6 protein-coding genes and 2 pseudogenes are annotated in these 11,291 nt (G+C 68.4%); 3 read left to right on the top strand and 5 right to left on the bottom strand.

Going from position 1 to position 11,291, the window contains the following annotated elements; all coding sequences use genetic code 11:
- The first annotated feature begins 354 nt into the window (after positions 1-354).
- A complete protein-coding gene (locus tag ACIRPX_RS45550) occupies positions 355-591 on the top strand; it encodes a hypothetical protein (RefSeq protein WP_404206071.1) in 237 nt (78 codons plus the stop codon).
- 202 nt (positions 592-793) lie between these two features.
- Here the strand turns inward: ACIRPX_RS45550 and ACIRPX_RS45545 are convergent, their stop codons facing one another.
- Positions 794-2,878, bottom strand: coding sequence for a hypothetical protein (locus tag ACIRPX_RS45545; protein ID WP_404206070.1), 2,085 nt, complete (start codon positions 2,876-2,878; stop codon positions 794-796).
- A gap of 216 nt (positions 2,879-3,094) precedes the next feature.
- On the opposite strand from ACIRPX_RS45545, the pseudogene ACIRPX_RS45540 reads away from it, so the two are divergent.
- Together ACIRPX_RS45540 and ACIRPX_RS45535 are read left to right on the top strand one after the other, a co-directional pair.
- Positions 3,095-3,199, top strand: a pseudogene (locus ACIRPX_RS45540) (IS5/IS1182 family transposase); the annotation flags it as partial.
- A 1,403-nt stretch (positions 3,200-4,602) separates the two neighbouring features.
- Complete coding sequence (locus ACIRPX_RS45535) at positions 4,603-5,505, top strand: alpha/beta fold hydrolase (protein WP_404206069.1); 903 nt, start codon at positions 4,603-4,605, stop codon at positions 5,503-5,505.
- A 504-nt stretch (positions 5,506-6,009) separates the two neighbouring features.
- Here ACIRPX_RS45535 and ACIRPX_RS45530 read toward each other — a convergent pair.
- From ACIRPX_RS45530 to ACIRPX_RS45515, 4 genes and pseudogenes are all read right to left on the bottom strand, one after another.
- Positions 6,010-7,209, bottom strand: coding sequence for an acyl-CoA dehydrogenase family protein (locus ACIRPX_RS45530; protein ID WP_404206068.1), 1,200 nt, complete (start codon positions 7,207-7,209; stop codon positions 6,010-6,012).
- Positions 7,210-7,518: 309 nt separating this feature from the next.
- Positions 7,519-9,027, bottom strand: a complete 1,509-nt coding sequence (locus tag ACIRPX_RS45525; protein ID WP_404206067.1) for a polysaccharide pyruvyl transferase family protein — start codon at positions 9,025-9,027, stop codon at positions 7,519-7,521.
- Positions 9,028-9,507: 480 nt separating this feature from the next.
- The gene (locus ACIRPX_RS45520; RefSeq protein WP_404206066.1) at positions 9,508-9,942 is read right to left on the bottom strand and encodes a DUF5959 family protein; all 435 of its coding nucleotides are present in this window, start codon (positions 9,940-9,942) and stop codon (positions 9,508-9,510) included.
- A gap of 50 nt (positions 9,943-9,992) precedes the next feature.
- A pseudogene (locus ACIRPX_RS45515) lies at positions 9,993-11,212 on the bottom strand (IS701 family transposase).
- Between the last annotated feature and the right edge of the window lie 79 nt (positions 11,213-11,291).

The raw sequence follows: 11,291 nt of genomic DNA, 5'->3' as shown, positions 1-11,291 counted from the left end.
GTTCGTCGCCCGCGAGATCTACCGTCACCTACCCCATGTGACCCACACCACCGAACCGCTCCCACAGACCGCTTGACGATCTATAGGAGCTTCCCTCCCCCAGCAGCCGGCGCCCCCGCGTGCACAACGCACCGCGGGGGCGCCGTCGCGTCCGCGCGACACCGGCTGTGCCGACGCCAGTGGCGGTGAGCCGGCCGACGACGATCCACCCCGACGGCACCTCAAGCGGCCGTTCTCCTGCGTCAAGCGAGAGGAGGATCAGCGAGGGCCGGAAATGAAGTCCGCGAGATGTCGTAGGTGAGCGGTGCGCCTGCCGGGGCATGCGCAACTCATCAGACCGACAAGGAGGAATGCATGAGTGAGCGCAAGTGGCAGTTCATTCCCCGGAACCGGGCGATGAGCGTCCTGTACCTGGTGGCGGGCGTGCTACTCGTGGTGAGCGACGTTGCCCAGCTCAGAGACGGTGTCTCGATCCTGCCCATTGTCTCAGCGGTTCTCGCTCTGGCGCTCATCTGCCTGGCCTGCCTCGGCCTTGTTCGTTCGACTTCGGCTTCGAGTTCGAGTTCGAGTTCGACCGTACGGCGCCGCTGAGAACACGGCCGAGCACGGGGGGGACTGACGCCATGTCAGGCGGACGGCGCCGCGATCGCCCTATGAGTCGTTCAGAGGAAGCGGACCTTGGATTGGAGAGGGAACCGGTGGCGGCTGCCGAGCAGCGCAGAGCGTGCCGCAGCGCGATGGCCGCAAGTCCCTTTGCTGCGGCACAGTTCCCGTTCTCGGCCGGCACGGCTCATCACTCCCGATGCACGCTCAGCGCGCCGACCCCGACGCCCTGAGTCGCAGAGGAGAAGTCCATCAGGTCGTTGACGATGGCCCGGCCTGCTCGGTCCACCGGCTTCAGTTGGGCCACCAGTTCAAGGCTGGACGAGATGTCGGGGTCCTCGATGCGTTCCTCGATCTGCAGCTGCGCGTTCCGCAGCCGTTGCCGGTGTTCCGCGATGTGGCTGTCGACGGCGTCTGCGAGGACTTGCCCCTGTTGGCGGGCCACGGTCGCGAAGTCCGTCCGGGCCTGCTGCGCCTCCTGGTCGAGTTGGTTCTTGCGTTGGTCCCGAGCCTGATCGACCACGGACTTGCGGACCTTCAGCACCTTGGCGGCTGCCACCGCGCCTACGCCCACCAGCGCCACCCCACCGGTGACGGCGGAGAGCGACAGACTGGTCATGAGCGCCGCGCCCACGCTGCCCAGGGCGCTGACGATGCTGATGGCGGCTCCGCCGGCCTGGACCATGCCGTAGACATCGTATCTGCGCCGTTCGTCCAGGGAGGAGAGCAGATCGCCAGGCTCGATGGGGGTTTCCGAGACAAGGCGAGCAGAATGTTCATCACCGCCCAGTTCGCTGTGCAACAGGTTGCGGGCCTGGGCATCGAGTGCTTCAACATGCTGCGTCCAGACGGTGGCCGGACCCTGCTCCCCCGTCATCCACTCGTTGAACTTCCGCGTCTGGTGCACCTTGACCTCGGCGAGGTGTTCCGCCCCGAGGTTGCCGGAGTCGATCAAGGCGTCCAGCTCCTGGTGGAAGACGTCCTTGAGTTCACCGAACAGCCGCTCGGTGGCTCGGACATAGCGGTTCAGCTCGTTCTCGAGCTCGGCGCGGATGCGTTCCGCCGACCGTTCCGTTTGGTGCAACCGGCGCCGCAGGTTGTCCCGTTCCGTCGTCAGCTCCTCCACCGACAGCTGGCGGGCGTCGAGCACGTCCGTGACATCGCGGTGTCTGGCGCGGACAAGCCGAAATGCCTCATCTGCGATCTTCCGCAGATGGTACTGACCCGTCCCGTTCTCGATCAGCTCGGTGAGACGGTCGCGCAGCGCCGCCATGCGGCTGTTGCTGCGGTTGCGCTGGGCCGCTCGTTCATTGCCCTCGGCCTCGTCGAGGTCGCCCTGGGCTTCCCAGGCCGGTGACACCGGCAGGAATCCCTCACCGATGAAGGTGGCTCCCGTACCGTCGGGCAGTGCGAAGCGCTCATGCAGATAGGCGTTGTTGGTCTCCACCGCCGACTGCCAGCCGGGCCGGTTGTCATTGCCGAGCTGATTGGCGCGGTCGATACCGGTCAGCACCCACAGCACCGGCTTACCGGTCTGCAGGTAGTGGTTGTACAGGTCGGTGACGAGCTTCAGCTCGCCGGTGGTGAGGGTCGCTGTTCCCTGGGTGACGTAGATGAAGCAGTCGGCCTCGGCCCAGGCATTGCGCATGATCTGCTCGTACGCCAGGTTCGGGGACTCCGCGCCGGGCAGATCGAAGAACTTCGCAGGCAACAGCGCGTTCTCGATGAGTAGTTCGATCTGCTCGACTTCCAGCTGATAGTGATCGGGCATGCGGTTGGCCCGGTCGCCGTCGGCGGCGCCGTAGGCCGCGACCACACTTGGCGCCAGGTTCGTCCCGATCTCGGCCCACTCCCCTTCGGGATGTCCGACGAACCTGACGCGCAGCAGCCCCCGTTCCGATGCGTGCACGCCACTGTCCGCGTGGACGGGCCGCACGGTGGACGGACACGCCGTGGTCGGGGTCGGGGAGGACGGCAAGATGCCGATGTACTGCTCGGTGTAGCCTCCGTCCTGCTGTTCGAAGCGCACATATCGCAGGCCGTTCTGCAGGCCGCTGATCAGGAAGCTCTTGCCGGACGACTGACGGCCGAGCAGCCCTACGTTGAGCAGTGCCGACAGGGCACGACCCCGCTGGCCGCGGAGATCGCGCACCTGCTCGTCGATCTCCGCATCACTGATCGCGAGGCCTGGGATTCCCCTCAGCCCGTTGAGCCAGTTCTCGGAGCGGTCAAGCAACCGCATCAAGTCTTCCCGCACTTCATCGACACTCGCCATGAGTATTGGATACACGAACAAAGCCTGCGTAGAGGGGCATTGACCACAATGGTTGGATGTTGACGCCCCACCCTCGACGTGAGCGACGGTCAGGGTGCCGCGCGGGTGGTGACGAAGACGGGGACGCCGACGGCTTCGGCTCCGTCGTCGCCATGCCACAACTGAGGGCCGGTGTCATCGTCGGGAATCGACTCGCCGATCTCCGGGGTGCCTTGATGTCGTCCCCGACGGCTGTTCGCCGATCGTGGCTATGCATGTGACGAGCGCACAGGGCGGCTTCTACGCGACAGAGGGATGACACCGAGGATCGCCCGACGTGGCGCCCCACACGGTGCCGGTGAGCCTGCACGGGTACACGCCCAGCTCCGGATACTTCAACATCTTCCGGAATTGGCGCGCAACTACCACTTCTGGTGCGATACCTCCTTCGATACGGCGTGCTCGCGAGCGCGTCACAGGCGTCCCGCTCGGGGGAGGGGGCCCATGCGAGTTCAGTCCATCCAACGAGGCATCCCTGCAGTCTTCCTGACCGTCATTCTGGGTCTGGGGACGATGACCGGGTGCGGGTCGGGGACGGGAAGCGGCGGCGGTGATCCGGGCGGCGGGGGAACGGCGCCGGAGGTGAACACCCCCACCATGACGGCGGGCGGCGCCGGCGCCGACGACACTGGTGGCAGCGGAGGCGGCGACGGCGGAGGCGGCATCGACGATTCGGCCAGTACGGGAGGGGACCCTGGGGTTCCCGGTGTGCAGGCTCCGCCTTCGGAGACCGGGAACTCCGACGGGTTCGAAGTCGGTCTCGACGGGAGTATCGGCGGTATCGGCGACACGGCTTCCGTGTGCCCCTCGCCGGACGAGGTCGACTATCCCTACTGCTACCCGTCGGCCGGTGCGGCGGGCGGAACCGATCAGCCCCCTGCCGTCGGCCCTTCGGCCGGCGACTCCCAACCTGCGGCCGGGTCCTCGAGCGACGCGGCCGACGACATCGCCCCTTCTCCCGGGGTGAGTTGACGACGTGGCCACCGCGCCCCGAAACCCCGCGCGGCGCCCTGTGCGACGCCGCTCGAGACCCACCCCGCGTACCCGGCCGGCGCGCACCGAACCACCCCCGGCCGCTCCTCCACCCGCACCCGCGCCTGCGCCCTCCCCAACCGAGCCCCGCGGCCCTCTCGACCTGCTCAACTCGCCGGCCGGAATGGCCTCGTTCGTCGGCGCCCTCATGCTCTACGCGGGCTACATCTACACGAACGCCTACTTCGGCTACGTCACTCTCAGCATGCAGGGACACGGCCGGTCCAGCACCACGATGGCCTCCGAGCTGGGTGCGCCGAGGAGGCGACGGTGCCGAGTTGGGCCAGACCCTCTGCGTCGTCGGCCAGCCTGTCGATCGCCCGCATCGAGGCGGGGTGTGAGACCGCTACGCCCACGGGAGTACGCGTGATGACGACTCCCGGTGGATGATCTCGCATACGGACCGGGCGATGCTGTGGGCCGGGGTGAGGGGCATGCTGCCCTGCTCGCCCCCTCAGCCTCGTCCGAGGCCGAGCCAGCAACCTGAATCGGCCGGCAACAGAACGGGAACTCGCGTGGACGTCGACCCCCAGCCCAGGCCGGCCGAACCGCCGGCGGCGGATTCCGACACCGCACCGCCGACACCCCTGCGGCGCAGCCCACGGCCCGGGCGGTGGTGGAGACGTGCAGCGCTCGTCTGCTCCGTCGTCCTGATGGTCGTCACCACGGCGTCTCTGACCTACAACGCGTTCACCGCGGGCCGTGCCCAGCCCCCCAAGGGACTGCGATACGTGCAGGCGGCCGACATCCGCACCCGGTACCGGACGTGGGGCACGAACGGCTCGCCCGTCGTCCTCGTCCACGGCGCCTTCGAACAGGTGGACACCTGGTCTCGCCTCGCACCGCTCCTCGCCCGCGATCACCGGGTCTACGCGCTGGACCTGACCGGAGACGGCTACAGCCAGCGCCGCGGCCCCTACACCGTCGCCCACTTCACCCGACAGCTCCTGGGCTTCCTCACCGCCATGCACCTCGGAGGACCTGGCGAGCGCCCTCTGCTGGTCGGCCACTCCAGCGGAGCCGCAGTCGTCGCGGACGCCGCCCTGCGCGCCCCGGCACGGATCGGCGGTGTGATGCTGCTCGACGGCGACGCCCTGAACACCGGCGCCGGCCCACCCTCGGCCTTCAAGTACGTACTGATCGACCCGTATCGCACCAGCCTGCTGCGCCTCGGTCTCGGCGTCGACGGGGTGATCCGCTCCGTGTACGACGCCCAGTGCGGGCCGGCCTGCCCGCCCCTGACCGCCGCCGGCCTGGATGAGTGGCGTCGGCCGTTGCGGGTGCCGGGCGCCGAGGCCGCTCTGTGGAGCATGCTCGGCGAGGGCGTGCCGGGACTCCCCGCCGACCAGGTGGCGCGGCTCGCCGCCCTGCGCATGCCCAAGTCCGTCGTGTTCGGTGCCCAGGACGGCGTGTTCAGCGAACAGACCCCACAGCAGACCGCCCGGCGTATCGGCGCACCATCCCCCACCCTCATCCCCGGAGCCCGCCACCTGACCATGATCTCCAGCCCGCGACAGGTCACGGCAGCCGTCGAGGCCCTGGCACGCGCTTCCTGAACGCCGTGGCCCGAGACCCTCGAAGACCTCATGCGCTGCCAGGATGTGAAGGTCTCCCCCGGCGCGGCCGCCAGCAGGAGTCAGTGACGTCTGATACGGCTCGATGCCCGCGTCGACGTTCATCCAGTCGTCCTCGGTGAACGGCGTGTCCCGGTCACGGTGCCCGTCGGCGACGGCACCGATGGCCGAGGTGAGGACCACGCGTCGTACGCCCGTGTCCCGGGCCGCACGCAGGACCCGCAGCACGCCGTCGCAAGCCGAGGCGACCGGCACCGCCTCCGGCCGGCCCGCGTCGAGGGTGGCCTCCGCGATCTCGCCTGGCGGATTGGCCGGGAAGACACCGCCGTCCCGCCAGGCGCGAAAGCATCCGTGGGCCGTCGGCCTCGGCCCGAACTCGGCAGGGTTCTCAGGTGACTTGGCGCTGGACCTGGCCGGTCGCATCACCCCCTCCGACTGCTCCCGCAACCGGTCCGGGCATCCGCTCCGTTCACCTCGGGGGCGGCGTCAAAGGTCCTGGTCCGGTACCGGGAGGCCGAGCAGGTATGCCCCCGCCGCCTTGTACATGCCCGGCTTCAGCTGGATGTGCGCCGTCATCGTGCGCGCGTCCCGGAACCGGCGCTGGAGGGGTGAGGTCTCATAGACGGCCGCGCCGCCGCCGAGTTCGTACATCGCGTCGGTCACCTCGGTGGCGACGCGTGCCGCGTGGGTCCCAGCCAGGCGCAAGCCGGCCCGCAGTCGCTGCGGCACCGGCTCGCCTGACCGCGCGGACCGCCAGGCGTCCTCGACCGCCTGGTAGTACAGCAGGCGGGCGGCCCGCAGCGACGCTTCCGCCCGGGTCAGGGTGATGTGCGTGGCGGACCGCTCGGCGAGGCCGCGGCTCGATCCGCGGGACTTCTTGTCTGCCGCCAGCGCCGTCAGGTCGTCGACGGCTCCGCGGGCGTTGCCGAGCGCGGCGGCTGCGACCGACAGGGCGAAGAAGGCGATGGCGGGGAACCGGTGGAGCGGTTCGGCGTCGGCCGGGGGCCCCTGCACGAGCGACAGGACGCGGTGGCCGGGCACGAACACCTCATCGGCGACGGCGTCGTGGCTGGCCGTGCCGCGCAGGCCGCCGGCGTGCCAGGTGTCGGGAATCTCCAGCTGTTCTTTGGGAAGGGCGACCACTCGCATGACGGTCGAGGACGGCTGCCCCTGCTCCATCGAGCTGTCGAGCAGGCACCCGGCGAACAGCCAGTCGGCGTGGGAGATGCCGCTGCAGAACGCCCAGCGGCCCGACACGATGACGCCGCCCGCCACGGGCCGGGCCCGGCCGGTGGGCGCCCATACGCCCGAAGCGACGGACCGCGGATCGCCGAACACCTCCTCGGTGCCCTTCTGGGGAAGATAGGCGCCCAGGAGACTCGACGTCATCGCGATGGACACGCACCAGCCCGCGGAGGCGTCACCCCGTGCGACCGCTTCGGCGCAGCGGAGCATCACCGATGGCGGCGCCATCGGACCGCCCACCGAGCGCGGCACCCCGGTGCGCAGGAGTCCGTCGTCGACGAGCTTGCGGACCAGCTCACCGGCCAAGGACCTCCGCTCCTCGGTGACGGGAGCCAGGGAACGGGCCAGCCGGGCGCTGTCGAGCGCGGCCCGGTACAACTCCTCGTGTCCGATCACTGCTCGGTCCTCGCCGAAGGCGAACTCGTCTGGTTCCAGGGCCATTTGTCATCCTCGCTCGGGCGCCGGCACGTCCTGGGCCCGATCGTACGACTGGCCGCCGGGGCGCGCGGCCGGGCCTTGTCGCGTATTCGACCCGGCAGGACGCCTTGGCAGGAAGGTCCCCCGTCGTTTCCCGCACGATGTCGGGTTCGGAGTCAGGTGACGGAATCCGGGCTGCAAGGAGTCGGACGTGAGACCGGCCGCACCGTCCGCCGGCATGGCCGAGGGTGAGCAACGGTGCAGGAATCGGTCGGGGATCGCGGTGGCCAGGACCTCGCCGCCGAGGATCACGACGGCTCGGCGCGACGGCCTTCAGTTCGCGTTGTTGGTTCCGGTGATCTTGCGAGCGCGGCGGCGGAGGGCAGGGCCGACGCGGACGAGTACCCGCTTGTCGATGCCTGAGACACGGCGCTCGACGGCGGCCATCTGCTTGCGGACGGTTTCGAGGTCCTTGCGCAGGGCGGCCAGTTCTGCCTTGGCCTTCGACTCTCGCTTCTCGGCGGCGGCCAGCCGATCGCGCAGCTGTTTGTTCTGTTCCCTGAGCTTGGTTGTGAGGTCGCCGACCTTGCTGCTGGTCCCCTCGATCCGCTCGCGGAGCCTGCTCATGCGGTAGCGCATCTGACCGTCGTCCGTACCGTCCCAGACCGGCATCGAGGCGGGCAGATCGAGCGCGGCGACACGCGCGTCGAAGGCTACGCCACCGTCGCCGTGCTGATACGTGTTCTGCAGGTCGTTGCGCGTCAAGAACGCCGTGATTCGCTCGAAGCGTTCGCCGTGGCCCTTGAGCATGGCGGAGAAATCGGCGTCTTCGTGGAGGTCGCGCGGGTCCGCGTCGGCGGGCAGCGAGGACAGCGGACGGTGCGGGAGATCGAAGTACCGGCACAGCTCCAGAGTGCGGGAGTCATGGGTGAGTACGACCGCCGGGGTGCCGGCGAGCAGGGCGGCGATGTTGCCGTGGATGCGGGTGCCGTAGGCGAAGTCATAGCCGCGCAGTTCAGCGATCCAGGTTGCGGGGTCCAAGGGCATGCGCACTTTGTTCTCGCGCAGCAGGACGTGGCTGAGGTGCAGCGGGAAAGGGTCTCCGAGGCCGGATTCCGGTGAGGTGTCGCCCCACAGCAGCGTCTCGGCGTCGGCGGTGTTCTGCGCGTAGTAGGTCAGGTGTGGGTAGCGCGTCCACGCGTGCCGTGCGAGGCCGGCGATGTCGCCGACGGGGATCGCGTCCGGAGAAAGATTGATCGCGACGCGCGAGTCCGCGTTCAATTCCGTGCTGCGAATGGCGGGGAATGTGTCGCCGTACAGGAACATCGACGGGCAGCCGATGATGTCGATGTTGCTTTCGTCGAAGCCGAGGTCCGTCAGGTAGCGGGAGGTGAGCTCGCCGCGGACACCGATGGATGCGGAGCGGTCCAGGACGGCCGACGCGAAGCGTTTCACGGAGGCTTCCATGGGCTTGAGCACGTCGGTGGCGTAGTCGTCAGGTGCCTGGGCGCCGACCCCGAACACGACGACCGGGATGGTCAGTTGCTCGATCAGCGTGGAGAGCCGGTCCAGGGAAGCGTGGAAGGACGGGCGGAAGGCATTGGCGAGCGGCACGACGAAGACGTCGTACTGCTCGTTGATCTCTGCGGCGCGGCGGGCCGACGGGTCGGTGCGGATGCCGTTGGACGTCACCTCGCTGTCCGGGGTCGTCAGCATTTTGTGCGCCGAGTCGCTGAAGAGCAGGTTTCCCGTGTTCGTGCCGATCAGATCCTGATGGATGAACTCAGTCGGCGTCGCGACGCGGAGGGGGCTCTTGCCGGAGCGTATGAGGATGCGCTTCAAAACCTGTCCCAGGGGGTGGGCGGACGGAGTGCGGATGATCCTCGGCACTGTCCAGGACTCCGCGATCGAGCGCCTCTTGAGCATTCGATCAAGTGCGCGAGCCGACCCTACCTGAAGGTAAACGTAGTGTGAAGTGAGGGTAGGGATGAGGTAAGAGGGGATCTGATCGGCGTTCGCGTGGTTCTGCCTGGCTCGTCCGTTTCGATTCGCCGGGTTGATGTGGATTCTCGATGAGTTCACGAGACATCTACTTATCCGTCACCCACTGCAAAAGCGTGCGGGATCTCTCCGGCAGGGATTCACAGGCAGGGATTCGCAGTCCCGGACCGGCCCGGCGGTGTCGGCTCGGCCGACCGAAAGCCGGTCCCTCATCTCTTTCGCACCGCTTAGTACTGCAGCCGCACTTGCTGTGGCTGGCGGTCCGGCTGGTCGTTGAGCTGATCACGGGTGGGGCGGCACGGTGGGCCATCCCCGGCCTTCTCACCGCTCCAGCTGGAATCGGCTTCTGACCGCCGCAAGCATCTGGCGGTGTGCGCCCCAATCAGGCTGAGTCACGATGGGCACGGTGACGAAGACCTGTGAGCCAGTGACGTCGCAAACGCTCACGTCCGTGCAACTGCTCTCGTTCCCCTCTGTGGGGTCGATCATGATCCGCGGGGAGCGTCCGCTCTCCAGCCAAGTAGCCCTCCTTCCGGCCGCGAGAGACTCCAGAACCTCGGCCCAACTGTCGAGGTCATACGCGTTGAGATACAGCTCGACGCGACCACTGACGAATCCGGTGCTCACCACAATCTCAGCGTGGAGGGCGTCGTACTGGTCGGTGCCGGAGAAGCTCATTCCTCCGGTGACGCACAGGGAGACGCTCTGCTCCTCGTCCGAAAGGCAGATCAGCTTGAGTGGGCTGGAATCGGGCACGTCGGTACTGCCCCTTTCTGTGCGATGCGTACTCATAGACTGCACGGCGGCTATGGCGGTCGGTGGCCGCGGCGGCGGTAGTGGCTGAGGCGGGCTCGGTACTGATGGCGGCGGCGCCAGCGTGACCAGTGCAGGATGTGTTCGGCCTCGTGTCGGACGGTGTGGACAACCTTGGCAAGCAGGCGGCGGATTTCGTTCACGCTCAGTCGTATCAGGTCGCGGTTGCCTCCCCCTTTTCACCGGTGGTGACGCGGATTGCGGTCAGGTGGGCGGCGGCTGCCATGGCCAGGGTGATGTGCCGGTACCAGGCCCGGTAGTGGCGGACCTGGTAATGATCCAGGCCGGCCTCGTTCTTGGCGGCCTGGAAGCACTCCTCGATCGCCCAGCGGGCCCCGGCGACCCGCACGATCTCCGCCAGCGGCGTGTCGAGCGGCGCGTGCACCAGGTAATACGCCCGCTCGCCGGTCGTTGGGTGGCGGCGGATCAACAGCGAGATGGTGAAGCCGTCGGCGGCCTCGCGGTCCGGCACTGGCAGGAGGGTCCAGGCGTACTCGCGCAGCCCGTGGGCGCCGTCGCCCGCCGAGCGGATCTCCCAGACGTGCTCGGGCAGAATCGCCGCCAGGGTGCGGGCGTTCTGCCCGCGCGGCCCGAGTCGGTGTTTGTAGCCGATGGCCAGTACGTAGGCCAGGCGTTGGCCGGTCAGCCAGGCCCGCAAAGCGGGGTTGTCACCGTAGACCTCGTCCCCGGCCACCCAGCGAAACGGCACGCAGGCCGCCACCGCCCGCTCAAGCATCGCCTTGGCCAGGGCGGGCTTGGTGGCGAACGCGACGTTCTCGCCGATCCGCGCGTCCGCCCGGCGCTCGGCGTCTTCCGTCCAGGAGGTGGGCAGGTACAGCTCGCGGTCGATCAACGCACGGCCTGTAGTAGAGGCGTAGGCGAGGAACACCCCGAGCTGACAGTTGTCGATCTTCCCGGTGGTGCCGGTGTATTGGCGTTGCACCCCGGCGGACCGGACGCCCTTCTTGATGAACCCGGTCTCATCCAGGATCAACACGCCGTCATCCGCCGCGAGATGCTCCAGTACGAACGAGCAGACCTCGTCGCGGACTGCGTCCGCGTCCCAGTCTGCCTGGTTCAACAGGCGCTGCATGCCGTCCGGGCACCGCTCGCCAGCCTGCTCGGCCAGCGTCCAGCCGTTTTTGCGCTCCAGCGGCGCCAGCAGCCCCCGCAGATACTCGCCCGCCCGATGGCGAGGCTCTGACGCGTAAATAGCGGCAGGTCAGTGTGGGTGTGGGCAGGTCTGAGTGCCCGGTGGCCGTGGTGGTCGCCGGTGTCCTGGCTCTGGCCGG

The organism is Streptomyces sp. NPDC101225 (assembly GCF_044767585.1).
GTDB lineage: Bacteria > Actinomycetota > Actinomycetes > Streptomycetales > Streptomycetaceae > Streptomyces.
The sequence above is the reverse complement of the archived record's forward strand: the minus strand, read 5'-3'. Positions and strand labels throughout refer to the sequence as shown.

What these genes read in the sequence shown, in the direction of transcription:
- ACIRPX_RS45530 (WP_404206068.1), bottom strand. Translation starts at nt 7,209, where the DNA reads ATGGCCCTGGAACCAGACGAGTTCGCCTTCGGCGAGGACCGAGCAGTG.
- ACIRPX_RS45550 (WP_404206071.1), top strand. Translation starts at nt 355, where the DNA reads ATGAGTGAGCGCAAGTGGCAGTTCATTCCCCGGAACCGGGCGATGAGC.
- ACIRPX_RS45545 (WP_404206070.1), bottom strand. Translation starts at nt 2,878, where the DNA reads ATGGCGAGTGTCGATGAAGTGCGGGAAGACTTGATGCGGTTGCTTGAC.
- ACIRPX_RS45535 (WP_404206069.1), top strand. Translation starts at nt 4,603, where the DNA reads ATGGTCGTCACCACGGCGTCTCTGACCTACAACGCGTTCACCGCGGGC.